This is a genomic window from Mycolicibacterium hippocampi (genome assembly GCF_010723735.1).
Taxonomy (GTDB): Bacteria; Actinomycetota; Actinomycetes; order Mycobacteriales; family Mycobacteriaceae; genus Mycobacterium; species Mycobacterium hippocampi.
This window is the reverse complement of the sequence record NZ_BLLB01000002.1, coordinates 4,235,282-4,257,195: the sequence shown is the minus strand read 5'-3', so window position 1 is coordinate 4,257,195 and position 21,914 is coordinate 4,235,282. Positions and strand designations below refer to the sequence as shown.

Annotated in this window: 20 protein-coding genes and 1 pseudogene; 13 read left to right on the top strand and 8 right to left on the bottom strand. The window is 68.6% G+C overall.

Annotated features, from left to right (window positions below; translation table 11 throughout):
- Window positions 1–90: 90 nt before the first annotated feature.
- The 4 genes from qcrB to ctaE form a co-directional block, all read right to left on the bottom strand.
- Window positions 91–1,770, bottom strand: a complete 1,680-nt coding sequence (gene qcrB / locus G6N53_RS21505; RefSeq protein ID WP_163891856.1) for a cytochrome bc1 complex cytochrome b subunit — start codon at window positions 1,768–1,770, stop codon at window positions 91–93.
- Window positions 1,767–2,978: a cytochrome bc1 complex Rieske iron-sulfur subunit gene (gene qcrA, locus G6N53_RS21500; RefSeq protein WP_163891853.1), complete on the bottom strand. Its 1,212-nt coding sequence runs from the start codon at window positions 2,976–2,978 to the stop codon at window positions 1,767–1,769. Before qcrA ends, qcrB begins: the two co-directional genes overlap by 4 nt.
- The gene (gene qcrC, locus G6N53_RS21495; protein WP_205390428.1) at window positions 2,975–3,781 is read right to left on the bottom strand and encodes a cytochrome bc1 complex diheme cytochrome c subunit; all 807 of its coding nucleotides are present in this window, start codon (window positions 3,779–3,781) and stop codon (window positions 2,975–2,977) included. Before qcrC ends, qcrA begins: the two co-directional genes overlap by 4 nt.
- A 68-nt stretch (window positions 3,782–3,849) precedes the next feature.
- Window positions 3,850–4,461: an aa3-type cytochrome oxidase subunit III gene (gene ctaE / locus G6N53_RS21490; RefSeq protein WP_163891852.1), complete on the bottom strand. Its 612-nt coding sequence runs from the start codon at window positions 4,459–4,461 to the stop codon at window positions 3,850–3,852.
- A 68-nt stretch (window positions 4,462–4,529) separates the two neighbouring features.
- On the opposite strand from ctaE, the gene trpD reads away from it, so the two are divergent.
- Complete coding sequence (gene trpD / locus G6N53_RS21485) at window positions 4,530–5,612, top strand: anthranilate phosphoribosyltransferase (RefSeq protein WP_237166599.1); 1,083 nt, start codon at window positions 4,530–4,532, stop codon at window positions 5,610–5,612.
- Here trpD and G6N53_RS21480 read toward each other — a convergent pair.
- Window positions 5,550–7,328 (bottom strand): annotated as a pseudogene (locus tag G6N53_RS21480) (DEDD exonuclease domain-containing protein); the annotation flags it as partial. The gene trpD and the pseudogene G6N53_RS21480 sit on opposite strands and share 63 nt — an antisense overlap.
- A gap of 132 nt (window positions 7,329–7,460) precedes the next feature.
- On the opposite strand from G6N53_RS21480, the gene G6N53_RS21475 reads away from it, so the two are divergent.
- The 4 genes from G6N53_RS21475 to G6N53_RS21460 all read left to right on the top strand — a co-directional run bounded on the left by G6N53_RS21475 (window position 7,461) and on the right by G6N53_RS21460 (window position 10,993).
- Window positions 7,461–7,715 carry a hypothetical protein gene (locus tag G6N53_RS21475; RefSeq protein WP_163891845.1) on the top strand — a complete coding sequence of 85 codons (255 nt, stop codon included), beginning with the start codon at window positions 7,461–7,463 and terminating at the stop codon, window positions 7,713–7,715.
- 153 nt (window positions 7,716–7,868) lie between these two features.
- On the top strand, window positions 7,869–9,008 hold the full coding sequence (ripC, locus tag G6N53_RS21470; RefSeq protein ID WP_163891841.1) for a peptidoglycan hydrolase RipC: 1,140 nt from the start codon (window positions 7,869–7,871) through the stop codon (window positions 9,006–9,008).
- Window positions 8,977–9,846, top strand: coding sequence for a peptidase (locus G6N53_RS21465; protein ID WP_163891838.1), 870 nt, complete (start codon window positions 8,977–8,979; stop codon window positions 9,844–9,846). The genes ripC and G6N53_RS21465 overlap by 32 nt, the downstream gene beginning before the upstream one ends.
- A 10-nt stretch (window positions 9,847–9,856) precedes the next feature.
- Entirely contained in the window at window positions 9,857–10,993 is a 1,137-nt protein-coding gene (locus tag G6N53_RS21460) for a glycosyltransferase family 4 protein (protein WP_163891835.1), read from the top strand.
- A 7-nt stretch (window positions 10,994–11,000) separates the two neighbouring features.
- Here G6N53_RS21460 and G6N53_RS21455 read toward each other — a convergent pair whose 3' ends face one another.
- Window positions 11,001–12,830, bottom strand: coding sequence for an AMP-dependent synthetase/ligase (locus tag G6N53_RS21455; RefSeq protein ID WP_163891832.1), 1,830 nt, complete (start codon window positions 12,828–12,830; stop codon window positions 11,001–11,003).
- 109 nt (window positions 12,831–12,939) lie between these two features.
- Here G6N53_RS21455 and G6N53_RS21450 point away from each other — a divergent pair, with 109 nt between their 5' ends.
- The 5 genes from G6N53_RS21450 to G6N53_RS21430 all read left to right on the top strand — a co-directional run bounded on the left by G6N53_RS21450 (window position 12,940) and on the right by G6N53_RS21430 (window position 16,367).
- Window positions 12,940–13,338 (top strand): polyketide cyclase / dehydrase and lipid transport, encoded by a 399-nt coding sequence (locus tag G6N53_RS21450; protein WP_163891829.1) that lies wholly within the window; start codon window positions 12,940–12,942, stop codon window positions 13,336–13,338.
- A 103-nt stretch (window positions 13,339–13,441) separates the two neighbouring features.
- Complete coding sequence (locus tag G6N53_RS21445) at window positions 13,442–13,879, top strand: SRPBCC family protein (RefSeq protein ID WP_163891826.1); 438 nt, start codon at window positions 13,442–13,444, stop codon at window positions 13,877–13,879.
- A 22-nt stretch (window positions 13,880–13,901) separates the two neighbouring features.
- A complete protein-coding gene (locus tag G6N53_RS21440) occupies window positions 13,902–15,158 on the top strand; it encodes an ArsA family ATPase (protein ID WP_163891823.1) in 1,257 nt (418 codons plus the stop codon).
- Window positions 15,155–15,532, top strand: a complete 378-nt coding sequence (locus tag G6N53_RS21435; protein WP_163891821.1) for a hypothetical protein — start codon at window positions 15,155–15,157, stop codon at window positions 15,530–15,532. The genes G6N53_RS21440 and G6N53_RS21435 overlap by 4 nt, the downstream gene beginning before the upstream one ends.
- Window positions 15,533–15,641: 109 nt before the next feature.
- Window positions 15,642–16,367, top strand: coding sequence for a lysophospholipid acyltransferase family protein (locus G6N53_RS21430; protein WP_163891818.1), 726 nt, complete (start codon window positions 15,642–15,644; stop codon window positions 16,365–16,367).
- Between the two features lie 90 nt (window positions 16,368–16,457).
- Here the strand turns inward: G6N53_RS21430 and G6N53_RS21425 are convergent, their stop codons facing one another.
- Window positions 16,458–17,738, bottom strand: coding sequence for a glycosyltransferase 87 family protein (locus tag G6N53_RS21425; RefSeq protein ID WP_163891814.1), 1,281 nt, complete (start codon window positions 17,736–17,738; stop codon window positions 16,458–16,460).
- Window positions 17,739–17,819: 81 nt separating this feature from the next.
- Between G6N53_RS21425 and G6N53_RS21420 the strand changes: the two genes are divergently transcribed.
- The 3 genes from G6N53_RS21420 (at window position 17,820) to G6N53_RS21410 (ending at window position 20,659) form a co-directional block, all read left to right on the top strand.
- Window positions 17,820–18,710, top strand: coding sequence for a hypothetical protein (locus G6N53_RS21420; RefSeq protein ID WP_163891811.1), 891 nt, complete (start codon window positions 17,820–17,822; stop codon window positions 18,708–18,710).
- Window positions 18,711–18,712: 2 nt separating this feature from the next.
- Complete coding sequence (locus G6N53_RS21415) at window positions 18,713–19,192, top strand: polyadenylate-specific 3'-exoribonuclease AS (protein WP_159233843.1); 480 nt, start codon at window positions 18,713–18,715, stop codon at window positions 19,190–19,192.
- A gap of 66 nt (window positions 19,193–19,258) precedes the next feature.
- On the top strand, window positions 19,259–20,659 hold the full coding sequence (locus tag G6N53_RS21410) for a class II 3-deoxy-7-phosphoheptulonate synthase (protein WP_163891806.1): 1,401 nt from the start codon (window positions 19,259–19,261) through the stop codon (window positions 20,657–20,659).
- Between the two features lie 15 nt (window positions 20,660–20,674).
- Here the strand turns inward: G6N53_RS21410 and G6N53_RS21405 are convergent, their stop codons facing one another.
- On the bottom strand, window positions 20,675–21,892 hold the full coding sequence (locus tag G6N53_RS21405; protein WP_163891803.1) for a protein kinase domain-containing protein: 1,218 nt from the start codon (window positions 21,890–21,892) through the stop codon (window positions 20,675–20,677).
- Window positions 21,893–21,914: the final 22 nt, after the last annotated feature.

The following is a 21,914-nucleotide window of genomic DNA, read 5'->3' as shown; positions in this document are numbered from 1 at the left end:
TCCGACCTGCAACGTCTGACCCGCAACGACAACGGATCCGTCTCGGCCTGCGAGACGGATCCGGTGCCTTGCTGTTCGAGATGTTGCTTGTCAGTGGTGTCCGTTGGAGGAGCCGTTGGATGAGCCATCTGACGAGCCGTTGCCGTTGGACTGCCCGTTGCGATCCTGGTGCTCCCGCAGCGCGGTGAGCGCCCGGCGCTCCGAGCTGTGTGCGGCCTCGGTGATCGCCTCGTGCTCGGAGAGCGGATCCCCGTAGAGGAAGCTGCCGGTGCCTGGGGCCCCCGCGGAACCGAGCTTGTTCATTCGCTTCGGCAACGCCGCGCCCTGGTATTCCAGCGGAATCGCGTGGCCGTGCTCGTCGACGGGCCCCAGCGGCTGATGCAGTTCGACATACGCGCCGTGGGGGAGCCGCTTGATGATGCCGGTCTCGATCCCGTGCTCGAGGACCTCCCGGTCGCTGCGCTGCAACGCCACCGCCCAGCGGTAGGTGACGAAGTAGACGATCGCAGGCAACAACACCATGCCGATGCGCCCGATCCAGGTGGTCGCGTTGAGCGAGATGTGGAACTTGTAGGCGATGATGTCGTTCATGCAGGCGAACGTCAGCAGGATGTAGAACGAGATCGCCGCCGCGCCCACCGCGGTCCGTGTCGGTGCGTCCCGGGGACGTTGCAGCAGGTTGTGGTGCGCATCGTCGCCGGAGAACTTCTTCTCCAGGAACGGGTAGGCGACCAGCAACCCGAAGATCACGCCCATTCCCACCGCGACCCATACGCCCTGCGGAATGGTGTGACCCCAGAAGTAGAACTCCCAGGCCGGCCACAACCGGATCAGCCCGTCGGTCCACATCATGTAGAAGTCCGGCTGGCTGCCCGCCGAGATCTGGGACGGCTTGTAGGGGCCGAGATTCCAGATCGGGTTGATCTGCAGCAGCCCGCCCATCAGGCCCAGGATGCCGACCGTGACGGCGAAGAACGCGCCGGACTTCACGGCGAACACCGGCATCACCCGGACCCCGACGACGTTGTGCTCGGTGCGTCCGGGGCCGGGGAACTGGGTGTGCTTCTGGAACCACACCAGCGCCAGGTGCACGCCGATCAGTGCCAGGATGATGCCGGGAATCAGCAGGATGTGCAGCGCGTACAACCTGGGGATGATGATCTCGCCGGGGAAGTCACCGCCGAACAGTGCCCAGTGCATCCAGGTGCCGACCACCGGTATGCCCATCGTGATGCCCGAGAACGCGGCCCGCAGCCCGGTGCCCGAGAGCAGGTCGTCGGGCAGCGAGTAGCCGAAGAAGCCTTCGAACATCGCCAGGATCAGCAGCAGCGAGCCGATCACCCAGTTGGCCTCGCGCGGACGGCGGAATGCGCCGGTGAAGAAGATGCGGGCCAGGTGCACCATGATCGACGCGGCGAACAGCAGCGCGGCCCAGTGGTGGACCTGACGGACGAACAACCCACCGCGGATCTCGAAGCTGATCTCCAGCGCGGTCTCGTAGGCCCGCGACATCTGCACGCCGCGCAACGGCTGGTACACCCCGTCATAGGTGACGTGCGCCATCGACGGGTCGAAGAACAGTGTCAGCCAGACCCCGGTGAGGAGCAACACGATGAAGCTGTACAACGCGATCTCACCCAGCAGGAACGACCAGTGGGTGGGGAACACCTTGTTCAGCTGCCGGCGCACCGCGGCCGACGGGTGATACCGCGAGTCGATCGCTTCGCCTTGCTTGGCGGCGATCTCGGCCATGTTCGGTCGTGGGCTCATGACGTGCGCTCCCAGAATGCCGGTCCGACAGGTTCGATGAAATCGCCGTTGGCGACCAGGTAGCCGTCCTGATCGATGGTGATCGGCAGCTGCGCCAGAGCGCGGGCCGCCGGACCGAAGATCGGCTTGGCAAAGTGCAGCGCGTCGAACTGCGACTGGTGGCAGGGGCAGAGGATGCGGTAGGTCTGCTGCTCGTAGAGCGAGGACGGACAGCCCAGGTGTGAGCACACCTTCGTATAGGCGAACAGCTCACCGAAGTTGAAGCTCTCCTGGCCCTGTCGCTTGACCACCCGCTTCATGTCGCTGGGCCGGATGCGGATCAGCATGACGGGATTGCGTACACCCATCGAGATCTCGAAGAGATGATGCTCGGACTCGACAGTGGTGCCGTCACCGTCGGACTCCCGCCACGGGAACACCGTCTCCATGCCGCCCGCGTCGATGTCCTCCGGGCGCATCTTGACGAACGGTGACTCGCCGGGATTGCCGGTGGCCCGGGCCAGGAAGATGGTCTCGCCCTCGAACCTCGGGGTCCACCCCGAGGTCCACAACACGGCCTTCATGCCCTCGGCAGTGGGCACCACCGGCTTCCACGGATTCTTGATCAGGCCGCCGACGAACGCCACCAGCGTGCCCACCCCGAAGGCGCCGAACCCGATGCCGAGGGAGAGCCCGATCATCTTGCGGCGCTTGAGCGTCGAGGTGTCCAGTGCGTTGCCCAGATTGGCGGCGACGGTCTTACGGTGCAGCTCCGGGGAGCTGCCGTCATGGCGCTCCTGGATCGAGATCTCCTCGGGGATGAACTTCTTCTGGAAGAGCACCGCGCCGACACCGATGGCCAGGATCGACAACCCGAACGTGAGGCCGTAGAGGGGGGTGGCCAACGTGTACAGGAACTCGCCCTCGGAACCGTAGGGTTGGTACTCCCACGGCCAGAACAGGAAGACCAGCAGCAACGCCAGACCGGAGAAGCCCGCAAGCAGCAGCCAGTACGCGACCGTTCGTTCGGCGCGCTTCTCGGCCTTGGTGCCGGGCACCGGCCACCGGTCTTCGCGGTGGACGATCTCGACTCCGTCGAGGCGGCCGCCCAGTTCGACGAGTTGCTCCTGGGTCATCTCGGCGAGTTCGGCGTCGGTCGGCTGACCGGGGGTGCCTTTCTGGCCCGGGGTGTCGGAGCCCTTGAGATCGTCGTCGCTGTTGTCGCTCATGCGCGGGCTCCGATCCAGAGGGCGGCCGCGATGATGGCCACCATTCCAACGATCCACGCGACCATGCCCTCAGAGGTGGGGCCGAAACCGCCCAGTCCGAGGCCGCCCGGCGTCGGGGTCGCGGACGCCTCACGGACGTAGGCCACGATGTCGCGCTTGGCATCCGGCGTCAGCTGCCGGTCGGAGAACTTCGGCATGTTCTGCGGGCCGGTGAGCATCGCGGTGTAGATCTGCGCCTCGGTCGCGTTGCCGAGATCCGGGGCGTACTTACCCGACGACAGCGCGCCACCCTTTCCGGTGAAGTTATGGCAGGACGCGCAGTTGAGGCGGAACAGATCGCCGCCGCGGGCGACGTCGTCCCCGATGAGGGACTGGGAGGCGATGCTGCCGTCCTCGTCGCGGGGTACGACGGGGCCGCCGCCGTTGGCCTGGACGTAGGCGCCGAGAGCGTCGGTCTGGGCTTCGTCGAAATGCGGTGGCTTCTGCGGAGCCTGCGCCTCGCCCCGCATCGCCGGCATGCGACCGGTCGACACCTGGAAGTAGACGGCTGCTTCACCGACGCCGATGAGGCTGGGGCCGCGGTCGGCTACACCCTGCAGGTTGACGCCGTGGCAGGTGACGCACGACGTGTCGTAGAGCTCCTGGCCGGTGCGAAGCAGGGCCGAGGCCGACTCGTCGGCGACGGCCACCTGCGGTGCCGGTGTGAGAGTGGCCGCCAGGCCACCGGCGACTGCCAGTCCGGTCAGCAGCAGCAGTGCTGCCGAGAGGCGCCGGCGTAGCCGGCGGCGGGACTTGGTTGTCATCGAACCCCTTCTCATCGGCTGGTTCTGAGAGATCGGCTGCTCTGGGGAGGCGCCTGCCGTCGGGCGGGTCATCGCACGAAGTAGATGACGGCGAACAGGGCGATCCACACGATGTCGACGAAGTGCCAGTAGTAGGACACGACGATCGCGGCGGTGGCCTGCGCGGGGGTGAACTTGCTCATCCGGGTGCGGATCAGCAGCAGGACGAAGGCGATGAGGCCGCCGATGACGTGCAGCCCGTGGAAGCCGGTGGCCAGGTAGAACACCGTGCCGTAGGCACTGCCCGCGATCGTGGTGCCGGTCTCGACCAGATGCAAGTACTCATAGGCCTGACCGAGGACGAAGAAGAACCCCATCGCGAAGGTGAGGGTGTACCACCGTCGCAGGCCGAAGACGTCGCCGCGCTCAGCGGCGAACACGCCCATCTGGCAGGTGAACGACGACGCGATCAGCACCAGCGTCACCGGGACGGCGAGCGCGAGGTTCAACTCGGTGGGCTCCGGCGGCCAGTCGCCGCCGGCCTGGGCGCGCGCGGTGAAATACATCGCGAACAGGCCGGCAAAGAACATCAGCTCACTGGAAAGCCACACGATCGTGCCGACACTCACCATGTTCGGCCGGTTCAGCGAATGCACCCGAGACGTGATGGCCGTTCCCGAGGTCCCTACAGCGCTCGTCACAGAAGCAAGTATGACGCTTTGTAGTTGTCGAACTCCACCCGGGTGCAGCAATTAGTCATAATCTTTCGGTGACTTCTTCTCCGCCCGACCCTCCGTCATCGCCCAACCCCCCGACATGGCCGCAGATTCTCGGCAGGTTGACCACAGGTCAATCGCTTGCGCCCGGTCAGGCGGCCTGGGCGATGGACCAGATCATGACGGGCACCGCCACCCCAGCGCAGATCGCCGCGTTCGGCGTGTCGATGAAGATGAAGCGCCCGACGTCGGCCGAGGTCACCGAATTGGCCGAGATCATGCTCAAACATGCGCGGCGGGTGCCGACGGACAGGATCGGCACCGCGACAGTGGATGTGGTGGGCACCGGTGGCGACGGCGCCAACACCGTCAACCTCTCCACGATGGCGGCGATCGTGGTCGCCGCCGCGGGGGTGCCGGTGGTCAAGCACGGTAACCGGGCCGCGTCGTCGCTGTCCGGGGGCGCCGACACCCTCGAGGCGTTGGGGCTGCGGATCGATCTGGGGCCCGACGAGGTGGCGCGCAGCGTCGCCGAGGTCGGCATCGGGTTCGCGTTCGCGCCGCAGTTCCACCCCTCCTACAAGCACGCCGGGGTGGTACGGCGCGAGATCGGCGTGCCCACGGTGTTCAACCTGCTCGGCCCGCTGACGAATCCGGCGGGCCCCAGGGCCGGGCTGATCGGCTGTGCCTGGGGTGATCTGGCCGAGGTGATGGCAGGCGTGTTCGCCACCCGCGGGTCGAGCGTTCTGGTCGTGCACGGTGACGACGGACTCGACGAACTGACCACGACGACGACCAGCACGATCTGGCGGGTACAGGCAGGCACCGTCGAGCGTCTGACATTCGACCCGGCCGCATTCGGGTTCCAGCGCGCGGAGATCTCTGCGTTGGTCGGCGGTGACGCCGAGGCGAACGCGGCGGAGGCCAGAGCGGTGCTCGGCGGGGCAAGAGGACCGGTGCGCGACGCGGTGGTGCTCAATGCCGCCGGTGCGCTGGTTGCGCACGCGGGACTATCCAGCGACGCCAAGTGGGTCCCGGCGTGGGAGTCGGGCCTGGCCCGCGCCGCCGACGCGATCGACTCCGGGGCGGCCGAACAACTGCTCGCGCGTTGGGTGCGGTTCACCCAGCAGCTCTGAGGCGACGGTCTGTTCGGCGGCAAGGCGGGCCGAACGGGCCGTGGCCGCCCATCGTGCCCAGCGCCCGGCTGCGCCGACCGGTGAGCAGTAGCCCTCGTCGGTGCGCACGATCCGGACGCCGGGCTGGGCCAGCCATCGGGTGATCAGCGCCGTCTCCTCGACCAGCGCGCCGCCCAACGGACCCGCGCCGGGCAGCACGGTCTGCGCTCCGGCGCACAGCGCGTCCACGACCGGCATCGGCGGTACCCCCCTGGGTGCCACGCCGGCAGCGGCCAGTTGACCGCGCCGGATGACCGCGAGGTGCCAGCCACGGGCCCCGTCGGGCCTGGCCGCCACCATCTCCGGAACCGATGCCAGCGCCCGTAGCCGTTGGCCGCGCCACAGTACGTCGATGGTGGCGGCGGTGTGGTCGCGCAGCCGCGCGGCCGTCTCGTAGCGGTTGCGCCCGGCCAGGTCGGCGATGTGCGACAGCGCCGCCTGCAGCGGACGCCCGTCGTCGCCGTCGATGAGCGCGAGCGCCGCCCGCGCCGCGGTCGCGTACTCGCCGGCGGTGACACCGCGGGCGGCCGGGCACGGCGAGACCTCCCGTTCGGGACAGGCCGGACCGTGCAGTGCCGACCGGCCCAGCCGGTTGGTGCAATCCCGTACGCCGGTGAACCGGGCCATCAGCGCCGCCGCTGCCAACGCGTCGGCGCGGGACCGGAAGGGCCCGACGGCGCTGCCGCTGCGGGGCGTGCGGACCGCCGAGAACCGGGGGAATGCCTCGTCGGTCAGCTGCACCCACCACCAGCGCTGGGGGAACTTGGATCGCCGGTTGTATGGCGGCGCGTGGGCGGCCAGCAGCCGCAGCTCCCGGACCCCGGCTTCCAGTTCGTGTGCGCACTCGACGTGGTCGACCGCGGTGGCCAGCGACGCCATCTCCTTGATCCGGGTCCTCGGGTCGGCGCCGTTGAAGTACTGCGACACCCGACGCCGCAGATCGACGGCGGTGCCGACGTAGAGCACCTCCCCCGAAGGCCCCCGGAAGAGGTACACGCCGGGGGCCCTGGGCAGGCTGTGGGCGAGGTGGCGCTTGCTGCGCTGCGCCGGCGTCACATCCGGCAGATACGACCGCAGCTCGGCGTAGGTGTGCACCCCCTGGTTGCCGACGCGCTCGATGAGCCCGTGCAGAACGTCGACGGTGGCCCGGGCGTCGTCGAGCGCGCGGTGGTTGGGAGTGGTCGAGGCGCCGAACAGGGCAGCGAGCGCGCCCAGGCGCACGCTGGGTGCCTCGTCGCGGGTGAGTACCCGGCGTGCCAGCCGAACGGTGCACAGCACCGGCGGCTTCGGCCACGGGAAATGACCACGTTCGGCCGCGGCGCGCAGGAACCCGATGTCGAAACCGGCATTGTGCGCGACCAACACCGCGCCCCGGCAGAACTCGAGGAACGACGGGAGCACCCGGTCGATCGTCGGTGCGTCGTACACCATCGCCGAGGTGATGCCGGTCAACGCGACGATCTGAGGCGGGATGGCGCGCCCCGGGTCGACCAGGGTGGCGAACTCGCCGAGGGTCTCGCCGCCGCGGACCTTGACCGCGCCGATTTCGGTGATCGCGTCGGCTCTGTCACCGGTGGGTCGGCCGCCGGTGGTCTCCAGATCCACGACCACGAACGTGGTCTCCCGAAGCGTCGGGTCGGCGAGCGGATCGACGTCCGCAAAGCTGAGCTGACCCATGCGCCGAAGGTAAGCGCCACCCCTGACAAACCCCGGCAGCTGCGCCGCATGTCGGTTCCCCGATCGCCGTGTCGCGGACTTGTCGGTACCGGTCTATACCGTGCGGATGACTCCGATCGAGAGGACGGTGCGATGGCACAGGAACTGCGGCCGCCGGGTGATGGACCCGGCCCGGACGACGAGACCGGGACGGTGACGATCGACTGCGACGACTGCGCAGTGCGCGGTTCCGGTTGCCAGGACTGTGTCGTCAGCGTGTTGCTCGGCGTGCCCGAAACTTTGCTGATGGACGAGCGTCGGGCGCTGGAGGTTCTGGCTGATGTGGGGCTGGCCCCGAGATTGCGGCTGGTCCCGATCCACCGGGAGAAGGGCACCGGAGTTGCCTGATGACACGCGCCGCTGCGGGCGTTGTGCTCATCACGGCCCCGCCTGTTAAATTTGCGTCTCCTGATGGACAAGGCCGATGCCGTTTCGTAACCTATCCGAGACCTGAGTGTTAGTTCGAGACGGCTCCGTTACGGCAGTTGAAGGACGCAAATCTTGAGGCTCGTTCGCGCGCACAGCAGCACCCGTCGTTCTTGGCGACCCGTCATCAGTGCGATAGCCGGGCTGACCGTTCTCCTTTCGGTGATGATCGGACAGGCGCAGGCTGATCCCGCCGACGACGCGCTGGCGAAGTTGACCGAACTGTCCCGCCAGGCCGAGCAGACCACCGAGGCCATGCACTCGGCGCAGCTCGATCTCGACAACAAGCTGCAGGTCCAGCAGGCGGCGGAAGCCAAGCACGCCAGCGATGTCGCGGCCGTCGAATCGGCCCGCGAGCAGCTTGCGACGTTCCAGAACTCGGTCGACACCCTGGCCGCCGCCCAGTACATGGGCGGTCGCACCTCCGGTTTCGACGCCATGCTGACCGCATCGTCGCCGCAGGGCCTGATCGAGCAGATGTCGGTGCAGCGCGTGATGGCGCACGAGATGCAGGCGCAGATGGTGCGCTATCGCGAACTCGGCCGGCAGACACAGCTGGCCGAGCAGGCCTCGGCCGCGTCGGCCGCCGAGGCGAAGACGGCCGCCGAGCAGGCCGCGGCCGTGCGCGCAGACCTCCAGTCCAAGCAGAGCCAGCTGCAGGTGCAGATCGCGGTGGTCAAGGCGCAGTACGAGTCGCTGACGCCGGTCCAGCGCGAGACGCTCGCCGCGATGCCGCCGCCTCCTCCCGCGCCGCCGGCGCCGATGCCGCCGGGACAGGACCCGGCCGTGCTGGCCGCGCCGCCGGCTCCCCAGCCCCTTCCCGACGTCCCAGCCGCGATCCCCCCGGGCGACATCGCACCTCCCGGCGCTCCTCACTCGAGCACGGTCATCCAGGCCGCGTTGAGCCGGGTCGGCTCTCCGTATTCCTGGGGTGGGTCGGGGCCGGGTGCTTTCGACTGCTCCGGCCTGGTGATGTGGTCCTTCCAGCAGGCGGGCATCTCGCTGCCGCACTCCAGCCAGGCGCTGGCCCGGGGCGGACAGCCGGTGTCGTCGGATCAGATGCAACCCGGTGACCTCGTCACCTATTACTCCGACGCATCGCATGTCGGCATCTACATCGGTGACGGAATGATGGTGCACGCCTCGACCTACGGCACACCGGTGCGAGTCGCCCCGGTGCACAATGCGCCGATCCACAACGTCCGGCGTTACTGACACGGCGCGCGCGGCTGACCGCCGTCGGCTGGGCGCAGTTCTCGGCGCCGAACTGATCTGCGCGGTCCTGCTGGTGGGCGGGTCCCAGGCCGAGCCTGCCGGTCCCGCCGTCGCATCGCCGTCGCAGTCGGTCGCGGCGAACCCGTCGCCGTCGGCTGACGTGCTGAGCGCTGCGGCGCGCACGGTGACCACACCGGACGGCCGGGCCACCCAGCTGATCGACCTCGGCGCACCCGGCGGCGCCGCATTGCTGAACCGCATCGCGGCGCAACTGCCCGGTGCCACGGCCGCCGTCACCGCATTCTGGGGGCAGAACTGGCCCAGGGAACTCGACATCGTTGTCGCCGGATCACCCGAACAGTTCGCGACCCTGGCCGGCGGCGGCACCGACGTCGCTGCGACGACCACCGCCGAGCGGATCATGTTCTCGCCGGCCGCCGCCGGTATGACCGAGTCCGACCTGCGAATCGTGCTGCGCCACGAACTCTTTCACCACGCCGCGCGAGCGGAGACGGCGCCGGATGCGCCGACCTGGCTCACCGAGGGAGTCGCCGACTTCGTCGGCAGGCCCGCCGCGGCGGCGCCTCCGCCGGTGGCCCCGGAGCTGCCCACCGACGCCGAGTTCGCCACCGCGGGCCCGGCCCGTTCGGCGGCATACGACCGGGCCTGGTCCTTCGCCTCCTATGTTGCCGGCGCCTACGGAGCCGACCGGCTGAAGACGCTCTACCTCGAGGCCTGTGGACCCGGCCACGCCGACATCACCACCGCGGTGCGCGAGGCGCTCGGCGTCGAGCTGCCGGCGGTGCTGCACGGATGGCGGCAATGGCGCGACAGTTGACGGGGCCGCGATGAGCCGGGTGCTGCTGGTCACCAACGACTTTCCGCCTCGACGCGGTGGGATCCAGTCCTACCTCGAGGCGCTGGTCACCCATCTCACAGGGGCGGGCGGCCACACCCTGACCGTCTACGCGCCGAAGTGGAAGGGCGCCCCGGAGTACGACGCCGCTGCCGCTGCTGCCGGGTACGAGATCGTCCGACACCAGGGAACCCTGATGGTGCCCGAACCGTCGGTGGCGCTGCGGATGCGCCGCCTCATCGCCGAGCGCGACATCAACACGGTGTGGTTCGGCGCCGCTGCGCCGCTGGCGCTGTTGAGCCCGCTGGCGCGGGCCGCGGGTGCGGGCAGGGTCATCGCGAGCACCCACGGACACGAGGTCGGCTGGTCGATGTTGCCGCTGGCACGGCAGGCGCTGCGACGCATCGGGAACGACACCGACGCGGTGACCTACATCAGCTCCTACACCCGGGGACGGTTCGCCTCGGCGTTCGGGCCTGCGGCGGCGCTGGAGCACGTCCCGCCCGGCGTGGACATCGACCGCTTCGTCCCCGACGAGGTTGCGCGGGCGCAGATGCGGACGCGCTACCGGCTCGGCGGGCGCCCGGTCGTGGTGTGTCTGTCACGGCTGGTGCCACGCAAAGGGCAGGACATGCTGATCCGGGCGCTGCCGGCGATCCGGGAACGGGTGCCGGGCACGGCGCTGGTGATCGTCGGCGGGGGGCCGTACCGGACCACACTGACCCGCCTCGCGCACAGCTTCGGCGTCGCCGAGCACGTGCTGTTCACCGGCAGCGTGCCCGGGGCCGAGTTGCCGGCACATCACGCCATGGCCGACGTCTTCGCGATGCCGTGCCGAACCCGGGGGGCGGGGCTGGACGTCGAGGGGCTGGGCATTGTCTACCTGGAGGCGTCGGCCTGCGGCGTGCCCGTGGTGGCCGGCAGGTCCGGCGGCGCGCCGGAGACGGTGCTCGACGGCCAGACCGGCACCGTCGTGGACGGCTGGGATGTCGGTGCGATCGCCGCTGCCGTCATCGACCTGCTCGACTCGCCGCGCCGCGCCGCGGAGATGGGCGCAGCAGGCCGCCGCTGGGCCGTCGACAACTGGCAGTGGCACACCCAGGCGCAGCGGCTGGCCCGGCTGCTCTAGCCCCGCCCTAACCCTTTGCGTAGAGCGCGTCGATGTCAGCTGCGAACTTCTCCGCGACGACCTTGCGCTTGACCTTCAGGGTGGGTGTCAGCTCACCGGTGTCCTCGGTGAAGTCGACCGGCAGAATGCGGAACTTGCGGATCTGCTCGGCCTTCGACACAGCCTGATTGGCCTCCTTGACCGCCAGCTCGACCTCCGAGCACAGGTCCGGATCGGTGGTCAGATCGGATACCGAGGCGTCTGCGGCCTTGCCGTGGCGTTCCTTCCAGCCGGGGAACGCCTCGGGGTCGATGGTGATCAGCGACGCGATGAACGGCTTCGCATCGCCGACACACATCGCCTGGCTGATCAGCGGGTGCGCCCGCAGCCGGTCCTCGAGCAACGCGGGCGCGACGTTCTTGCCGCCGGCGGTCACGATGATCTCCTTCTTGCGACCGACGATCGTCAGGAACCCGTCGTCGTCGATCGTGCCGAGGTCGCCGGTGTGGAACCAGTCCCCGGTGCCGTTTTCGCTCCTTGCGTCCGCGGTGAACACCGCCTTCGTCTCTTCCTCATTGCCCCAGTAGCCGCCGAACACGACGCCACCCTTGACCAGCAGCTCGCCGTCGTCACCCAGCTTCATGCTGTTGCCGGGCAGCAGCTTGCCCACCGAACCGACCCTCAGCTCGCCCACCCGGTTCACGGTGATCGCCGCGCTGGTCTCGGTGAGTCCGTAGCCCTCGTAGATGGACAGGCCGACACCGCGGTAGAAGTGCCCCAACCGCGCCCCCAGCGGTGCGCCGCCGGAGATCGCGGCGTGGCAGTTGCCGCCGAGGGCAGCACGCAGCTTCCCGTAGACGAGCTTGTCGAACACCGCGTGCTTGAGCTTGAGCAGCAACCCGGCGCCACCGCTGTCCTGGGCCTTGCTCCATTCGATCGCGGTGTCGGCGGCGATCTGGAAGATCTTGCCCTTGCCGTCGTTTTCTGCGTTCTGTTCGGCGGTGTTGTACACCTTCTCGAACACCCGCGGCACCGACACCACCAGCGTCGGCTTGAACACCGCCAGCATCGGCACCAGGTTCTTGATGTCGCTGGTGAAGCCCAGCGTCACCCCGCCGGAGAAAGCGGCGACGGTCAGTGCGCGGGCCAGCACATGGGCCAGCGGCAGGAACACCAGCAGCTTCTCGCCCTTGGCCAGGTGATCGGGGAAGCACGCCTTGGCGCCGCGGATCTCGTAGAGCAGGTTGGAGTGTGTCAGCTGGCAGCCCTTGGGACGCCCGGTGGTGCCCGAGGTGTAGATCAGTGTCGCCGGGTCGGCAGACCGGATCGCGGCGAGCCGCTCGTCGACGGCGGTGGCCTCGACGTCCCGGCCCGCGTCGGCGAGCTCGTCGAGGGCCGCCGGGCCCTGGCCCTCGATGCAGTAGACCTTGCGCAGCTGCGGTAACTGGTCTCGTAGCTGCTCGATCCGGCCGACATGCGCATCGGTCTCGGCGAACGCCGCGACCGCGCCGGAGTCGGCCAGCACGAACTGCACCTGCTCCGCGGAGCTGGTCTCGTAGATGGGCACCGTCACGGCGCCGATCGACAGGATGGCGAAGTCCAGGATCGGCCATTCGTAGCGGGTTGCGGACAGGATCGCCACGCGATCGCCGGGCTGGACCCCGTGGGCCATCAAACCGTTTGCCACAGAACGGATCTGGTCAGCCGCCTGGCGGCAGGTCACATCGGCCCAGTTGCCGTCCACGAGGCGCTGGAAGATCACGTGGTCGGGATTGTCGCGCTCGTGGGTATAGACGGAGCTGACGATGTTGTCGTGCTCGCCGACGGTGAATGATGCGGGAACGCTGAACTCGCGCACGGTGGAGGCCCTCTCGTGATTCTCAGGCGGCTCGACAAAAGGTGTTGCCGTGTCCAGCCTAGTCGGCCAGCACCGGGGCAGGACCGGTGATGTGTGAAGCTTGTCTGTCATGAACAGCATCCAGATCGCCGATGAGACCTTCATCGCGGCCGATCCGGCCGAGGTCGGCAGGGCCGTCGCCGACCCGGTGAGCTGGTCGCGGTGGTGGCCCGACCTGCGCCTGACGGTCGTCGAGGACCGCGGTGAGGTCGGGCAACGGTGGACGGTGACCGGTGCGCTGACGGGGACCATGGAGATCTGGCTGGAAAAGACGCGCCACGGCCCCGATGGTGTGGTGTTGCACTACTTCCTGCATGCCGAGCCGTCGGGAGCCGCGGCGTGGGAGCTGGCGAAGATGAACCTCGCCAAGATGAACCACCGGCGCCGGGTGGCAGGCAAGGACATGGCCTTCGAGGTCAAGCACCGGTTGGAGGCCGGACGTCCGGTCGGGGTATCCCGGCTGGCGTGAGGCCGGTCCCGGGTCGGGCCCCTCAATCGTGAGTACGGGGGCCGATCCCGGGAGGGGAGAGTAGATTTTTGGCCAGCGACCAGACCTAGCGGGGATTGATTCAGTGGCGGACAAGACGGCGCAGACCATTTTCATCGATGCCGACCCTTCGACGGTGATGGACGTGATCGCCGACATCGGCTCGTACCCGGACTGGGTCGCCGAGTACAAAGAGGCCGAGGTCCTCGAGGCCGACGAGGCCGGCTACCCGAAGGTGGCCCGGCTGGTCCTGGATGCCGCGGTGCTCAAGGACACCATGGTGCTGGCCTACCAGTGGCCTGCCGACCGGGACTCCGTGACGTGGTCGCTGGTGTCGAGCACCTTGCTGAAGTCTCTGGAGGGTGCGTATCGGCTTTCGCCCAAGGGATCTGGCACCGATGTCACTTACGAGTTGGCGGTCGACCTGATCATCCCGATGATCGGCCTGCTGAAGCGCAAAGCTGAACGGCGCCTGACCGATACCGCGCTGAAGGACCTCAAGAAACGAGTCGAGGCTGACTGAGGACGGGCACGCCGCCGACGCGGTGCGTGCGGCCGGCAGAGCCCGGATCAGTCTGTTCGTCGGCAAGGGCGGCGTGGGGAAGTCGACGCTGGCGACCGCCACGGCTGTGCGTGCTGCGCGCACCGGGATGCGGGTGCTGGTCGTGTCCACCGACCAGGCGCATTCGACCGGCGACGTGCTGGGCACGACCATCACCCCCACCGGCAGGCGCGAGCCCACCCGGGTGCTCGCCGAACTCGACACCGCGGAATCGGGCGGTGGGTTGCTGGACGCTCTCGCCCTCGACACCCTGGCGCTGCTGGCCACGCGGTGGCGGGAGATCGCCGGCCTGCTCTCCGAGAGGTTCCCCGAGTCCGACGTCGGAGATATTGCGCCAGAAGAGCTTTCCGCATTTCCGGGAGTCCAGGAGGTGCTCGGACTGCACGAGGTCGGCGAACTCGCCGACTCGGGGCAGTGGGACCTCGTCGTCGTCGACTGCGCCTCGACCGCCGACGCGATGCGGATGCTCACGCTGCCCGCGGCGTTCGCCCTGTACCTCGAGCGCGCCTGGCCCAGGCACCGTCGGTTGTCCGGCGCTGACGACGCGCGCACCGCCGCTGTGGTGGCCCTGCTCGAGCGGATCGGCATGGGCACCGATCAGCTCAGCACCATGCTCACCGACTCGGCGAGGGTCAGCGCCCACCTGGTGATGACGGCCGAGCGGGTGGTCGCAGCCGAGGCGGTCCGCACGTTGGGCTCGCTGGCCCTGATGGGCGTGCAGGTGGCCGAGCTCATCGTCAACCAGCTTCTTGTCGAAGACGATTCGTTCGAGTATCACAACCTTCCCGAGCATCCGGCATTCGACTGGTACGCCGAACGCATCTCCGAGCAACGGGTGGTGCTCGACGAACTCGACCGTGTCATCGGCGACGTCGCACTGGTTCAGGTGCCCCATCTGGCGGGTGAGCCGATCGGAGCCAAGGCACTCGGCGAGCTGCTGGACTGCGCACGCCGCAGGGATGGGTCACCGCCACCGGGCCCGCTGCGGCCTGTGGTCGACCGCGAGTCGGGCGCCGGTCTGGACGCCGTGTACCGGCTGCGGCTGGAACTGCCGCAGGTCGACTCCTCCGCGCTGTCGTTGGGTAGGGTCGGTGACGACCTGATCATCGGCGCCGGCGGGATGCGGCGCCGGGTGCGGCTGGCGTCGGTGCTGAGGCGATGCATCGTCACCGACGCCGCGCTGCGCGGCACCGAGTTGACGGTGCGATTCCGACCGAACCCGGAGGTGTGGCCGGCTTGAGTGGCTCCCACTCCGACATTGGTCCCGAACTGCGGCAACTCGCGCAGTCGATACTCGACCGCCTCGATCCCGCGGTGCGGTTGGCCGCGGCCAGAGCGCAGGCCGGCGGTCCCGGCAAGTGCGAGCAGGTGTGGTGCCCGGTGTGTGCGCTCGCCGCACTGATCTCCGGTGAGCAACACCCACTGCTCAACGTGCTCGCCGAGCACAGCGTCGCATTGCTGACGGTGGTCAAGGCGATGATCGACAACCTCGACGGTGCCGGGACCCCGCCGCAACCCGACGGGCCACCACCGGAGGGGCAACCCCCGCCCGAACCGGCCGGGCCGGCGGAGCCCGGTCACTATCAGCGCATCACGGTGATTGTGGAGGAGTGACGCGCACTTGTGGTCGCGCGCACACACCCGTGGGTAAGGTTGTCCCAGAGCACCGTGCCGGCGGTCGGCCAACCCGACCGGCCCCGCGGTCGGCTGATGCGGAGGTTCCATGTGGTACTGGCTGTTCAAGTTCGTCTTCATGGGACCGCTGCTGTCGCTGCTCGGTCGCCCGAAAGTCGAAGGGCTCGAGCATGTCCCGCAGTCCGGAGCGGTGATCCTGGCCAGTAACCACCTGGCGGTGGCGGACAGCTTCTACAAGTGCCTCGTGGTGAATCGTCGGATCACCTATCTGGCCAAAGCCGAGTACTTCACCGGTACCGGCCTCAAAGGCTGGTTCACCCGGTGGTTCTACACCGCCGCCGGCCAGGTCCCGATCGACCGTGCCGGTGCGGACGCCGCCCAGGACGCGCTGACCACTGCGGAGCGGATTCTCGGGCAGGGAAAGGTGCTGGGCATGTACCCCGAGGGCACCCGGTCGCCGGACGGACGGCTCTACAAGGGCAAGACCGGGCTGGCCCGGCTGGCCCTGGAGACCCAGGTCCCGGTGATCCCGGTCGCGATGATCGGAACGGACTCCGTGAACCCCCCCGGCAGCAAGATGTGGCGGTTCGGCCGGGTTCACGTCAAGTTCGGTGAGCCGATGGATTTCAGCCGCTTCGAGGGCCTCGCGGGAAACCGGTTCATCGAACGGGCCGTCATCGACGAGGTGATGTACGAGCTGATGCAGATGTCCGGCCAGGAGTACGTCGACCTCTACGCCGCCGACATCAAAGAGGGAAAAGCTGAGGGAGCTGTGAAGCCGCCGACACGGCTCCCGGAGGCCGCCGCCGGCTGAGCCGGCAATTCAGCGGGAGCCGGCTGAGCCGGCAATTCAGCGGGAGCCGGCTGAGCCGGCAATTCAGCGGAAGCCGGCTGAGCCGGCAATTCAGGGTTTGTAGGCGGAGACCGGCGCGACATCCTCTGCCGAGCTGTCCTGGGCAGAGGCGCGGGTGGTGACGGTCCCGGCGACCACGATCACCGCGAGGGCCCACCACACGTACGAGCCTCCTGCCAGCTGGCGCCACAGCGGCGCTGTGGTCTCACGGTGCATCGGCAGCAGCGTGATCGGCGTCCACACCATCAGGGCCACCCCGAGTGCGGACACCAGACCCAGCGCGACATGACGCAGGCGTACCGCCAGCACCGCCGACACCAGCACTGCCGGCAGTGCCCACACCCAGTGGTGTGACCACGACACCGGCGAGACCGTCAGGCCGAACATCGCCACGCAGATCAGGGCCAGCACCGGCTGCCCGGCGCGCAGTGCCCGGCGGGCGGCCCACACGGTGAGGCCGAGCACCACGAAGCACGCGACCGTCCACAGCAGGAATCGTTCGCCCTCCGCGAGGCCCAGCCGGGCCAGCGCGCCCGCGATGTTCTGGTTGGTGTTCAGCGTCGCGGGGCCGATGCGGCCGGTGTTGCCGACCGTGTGGGTCCAGTACTCCCACGAGTCGCGCCACGCGAACACGAAGCCGATCAGCGTCCCGACCGCTGCTGATGCCGCCGTGACCAGCAGGGCGCGGGTGTCGCGGCGCAGCACGAAGTACAGCAGGAACACCGCGGGCGTCAGTTTCAGTGCGATCGCTATACCGAGCAGCATCCCCCTGGGCCAGGGCGTTCTTCGCGGGACACAGTCGGCGATGACCAACGTCATCAGCACCACGTTGATCTGGCCGAAGTCGAAGTTCGACCGGATCGGCTCGAGAAAGATCACCGCGGGAGCCACGACGGCCGCGGCCAGCCAGCACCGACGTGCCCACGCCGGGTCAGCGGTGATGCGGGTGGTGGACCACACGTCCAGCCGGGTCAGCAGCATCACCGTCGACACCAGCAGCAGGAGCAGCGTGGTCACGGTGATGGCGACGTTCGCCCCGCCCAGCGACAACAACGCGAAAGGGGCGAACAGCACGGCCGCCAGCGGTGGATAGGTGAAGGGAAGGTCCACGCCGCTCTGGGTGTAGAACTCGGTTTCGTCGGCGTAGAGACGCTGTCCGTCGAGCCAGGCCTGTCCGCCCATCCGGTAGACGTCGATGTCGATGCGGTAGGGGGTCTGTCCGAGCAGCCGCCAGCCCGCCCAGACCAACGCCGCCGCGGTCATCAGCTGAAACAGTCGCCACGCGAGCGTCGGCCCCCAACCGGCCGCGCCCGGCGACCGCCACGTACTCATTGCGCAGAGACTATCGGTGCCCACCGGCGCGTCTGCGGGTATCCCGGCATGGACACGCGCACGTCGGCGCAAGTTCTCTGAGTGCGCCAGACCCTGAACCTGGACTTCGGATTCTCGACCGACATCCCGCAGTCGCGGCTGCCGCTGGTGTGCTGCCTGGTCGCGTTCATCCTGACGTTCTTCGTGACCCGCACGATCGTGCGGTACATCCGCCGCCACGCTGACAGCGACGCCCCCCGCAAGTGGTGGCAGCCCCGCAACATCTCCGGCGGCGGCGGTCTGCACATCCACCATGTGGTGATCGGTGTGGTCCTGGTCATGATCTCCGGGGTGGCGATGGTGACGCTTGCCGTCGACGGGGGAGTGCCCGAGTTCACGGCGGCCGCCATCCTTTTCGGTATCGGCGCGGCGCTGGTCCTCGACGAGTTCGCGTTGATCCTGCATCTGTCCGATGTGTACTGGGCAGAGGACGGGCGGACCTCGGTCGACGCGGTGTTCGTCGCCGTCGCGGTCGCCGGGCTGCTGATCCTCGGGTTCAGCCCGCTGTCGTTCTTCGACATCGACATCTGGCGCAGCGATCAGTCCGTGGTGGCGCGGGCCATCGTGGTCGCAGTGGCGGTCCTGACTCTGGGCCTGGCGGTGATCGTGCTGCTCAAAGGCAAGGTCTGGACCGGCCTCGTGGGGATGTTCATCACCCCGCTGTTGTTCGTCGGTGCGATCCGGCTGTCCCGGCCGCATGCGCCATGGGCGCGGTGGCGCTACACCGATCGCCCCCGCAAGATGCACCGCGCGCTGGAGCGGGAGCGCTGGCTGCGCCGGCCCGTCATCCAGGCCAAGCTGTGGCTGCAGGACGCGATTGCGGGAATGCCGAAATTCCCCGACGATGCCAAGGTCGATGAACAGCTCGACCGCGAGATCCATGCAGCGCCCGCGCCCCTCGATCGCGGTCCCGTCAGTGAGGAAGTCACTTAACTGTGCGTTACTTCTACGACACGGAGTTCATCGACAACGGTTACACCATCGAGTTGATCTCGATCGGCGTGGCGGCCGAGGACGGCCGCGAATATTACGCGATCTCAACAGAATTCGATCCTGAGCGGGCCGGCAGCTGGGTACGCAAACACGTACTGCCCAAGCTGCCCTCTCCGGCGTCGCCGCTGTGGCGCTCGCGCCGGCAGATCCGGGCCGAGCTCGAGGATTTCCTCGGCATCGACGGCGACGAGCCGATCGAGTTGTGGGCGTGGGTCGGTGCCTACGACCACGTGGTGCTGTGCCAGCTGTGGGGCCCGATGACGGATCTACCGCCGGCGATCCCGCGGTTCACCCGCGAGCTGCGGCAGTTCTGGGAGGAGCACGGCTGCCCGCGGATGCCGCCGCGACCGCGCGACGCCCACGATGCGCTCGTCGACGCCAAACACAACCTGTACCGGTACCAGCTGATCACCGGCGGCTGAGCCGACTGCGGTAAGAGGCGCGCACAGGCGTGAAAAGCGGTTTTGAGCCGCGGTTACGATGGACGGGTGAATTGGACCGTCGACGTACCCATCGACCAGCTGCCGGACCTCCCGCCGCTGCCCGAGGACCTGCGGCAACGGCTGGACGCGGCGCTCGCCAGGCCGGCCCTGCAGCAGCCGAGCTGGCCTGCGGACCAGGCGAAGGCGATGCGCACGGTGCTCGAGAGCGTCCCTCCCGTCACGGTGCCGTCGGAGATCGAACGGCTCAAGTCCCACCTCGCCGACGTCGCGCGGGGCAAGGCGTTCCTGCTGCAGGGCGGTGACTGCGCCGAGACGTTCGTCGACAACACCGAACCGCACATCCGGGCCAACATCCGGACGTTGCTGCAGATGGCCGTGGTGCTGACGTACGGCGCGAGCACGCCGGTGGTGAAGGTGGCGCGGATCGCCGGGCAGTACGCCAAACCGCGTTCCGCCGACATCGACGCGCTGGGGCTGCGGTCCTACCGCGGCGACATGGTCAACGGGTTCGCCCCCGACGCCGCCGTGCGTGAGCACGACGCCTCGCGCCTGGTGCGGGCTTACGCCAACGCCAGCGCGGCGATGAACCTGGTGCGGGCGCTGACCTCGTCGGGGATGGCATCGCTGCAGAAGGTCCACGACTGGAACCGCGAGTTCGTCAGAACCTCACCCGCGGGGGCGCGGTACGAGGCGCTGGCCGGCGAGATCGACCGCGGACTGCGCTTCATGAGTGCCTGCGGCGTCGACGACCGCAACCTGCAGACCGCCGAGATCTACGCCAGCCACGAGGCGTTGGTGCTGGACTACGAGCGCGCGATGCTGAGGATGGACTACGACAACGCCGAGGGCGACGGGGCCGCCCCCAAGCTCTACGACCTGTCGGCGCACTACGTGTGGATCGGCGAGCGGACCCGTCAACTCGACGGCGCGCACATCGCGTTCGCGGAGGTGATCGCCAACCCGATCGGTGTGAAGATCGGCCCGTCCACCTCTCCGGAACTGGCGGTGGAGTACGTCGAGCGGCTCGATCCGAACAACGAGCCCGGCCGGCTCACCCTGGTCAGCCGGATGGGCAACGGCAAGGTGCGCGACGTGCTGCCCGCGATCATCGAGAAGGTGCAGGCCTCCGGGCATCAGGTGATCTGGCAGTGCGACCCGATGCACGGCAACACCCACGAGTCGTCGACCGGCTACAAGACCCGACACTTCGACCGCATCGTCGACGAGGTCCAGGGGTTCTTCGAGGTGCACCACTCCCTGGGCACCCACCCCGGCGGTATCCACGTCGAGATCACCGGCGAGAACGTCACCGAGTGTCTCGGTGGCGCGCAGGACATCTCCGACACCGACCTCGCCGGCCGGTACGAGACGGCCTGCGATCCGCGGCTGAACACCCAGCAGTCACTGGAGTTGGCGTTCCTGGTTGCGGAGATGCTGCGGGACTGATCGTCGGGCAGCGGCTCAGAGCAGCACGCTGAGGTTGCTGCCGAGGGTCCATGCGCCGGCAGCGGCCAGGGCGGCCACGGTGACCACCGCGACCACCCAGAAGAACAGCACCCGCTTGGCCCGTTGCCGTGCCCAGTCGAACTCGGAGAGCTCGATCCCGGCGAATCGTCCTGCGAACGGCTGGTATTCGTCGTCGTCCCGATCGGAGTCCACCGCAGGAAGCTCGTCGCGGGTGAAAGCCTTGGTATGCCGGTGCCCCGGCGCGGCGCCGGGGTGCCGGTCCAGATCATCGGTGGGGCCGGGACCCGAAGTCGCAACGACCGCGGAGGTGTGCAGCGCCGAGTTCCGCGGGGCCGGCACCCGGAACTGGGGAAGTCCGAGTACCCGGGCGGTGGTGTCGAGCTCGTCGAGCATCTCCCCGGCGTCGGCGAATCGCTCCTGCGGGTCGCGCGCGGTGGCGGTGTGGACCAGCTCGTCGAATTGCCGGGGCACGCCCCCGATGGCAGCGCTGGGTGGTGGGACGTCGTGGTCGAGTCGCTGGTAGGCGACCGCCAGCGTGGTGTCACCGGTGAACGGGGTGGCTCCGGTCAGCAGCTCGTAGATCAGGACGCCGACGGAGTAGACGTCCCCCCGGGAATCGGTGTCACCGGTGCTCACCTGCTCGGGTGACAGATACGCCGCGGTGCCCAGGATGACGCTGGTGGAGGTGATCTTGGCTTCGGCGATCGCCCGGACCAGCCCGAAATCGGCGATCTTGACCTCACCGTCGTCGCTGATCAGGATGTTCTCCGGTTTGATGTCGCGGTGCACCAGACCGGCGCGGTGCGCCACGGCCAGCCCACCGAGCACCGGCCGCAGCACCGCGGCGACGGCGTGCGGGGGCATTGGGCCGCGCTCCCGGAGCAGTTCCCGCAGCGTGCCGCCCTCGACCAGCTCCATCACCAGGAAGGGATGCCGACCGTCGATGCCCTGGTCGTGAACCGCCACCAGGCCGGGATTCTTCAGGCGGGCGACCGCGCGGGCTTCGCGCTGGAAGCGGGTCAGGAAGTGTTCGTCGCCGGCGTAGCGGGTGTCCATGATCTTGACCGCCACCGGGCGGTCCAGCCGCAGATCCAGCCCGCGGTACACCCCGGACATGCCGCCGGTCGCGATCAGAGTGTCCACCCGGTACCTACCGTCCAGCACGGACCCGGTGAGCGGGTCGGCGGGCTGATAGGTCTCCACCGGACACATGTTACGAGCCGGACTCCGGGTG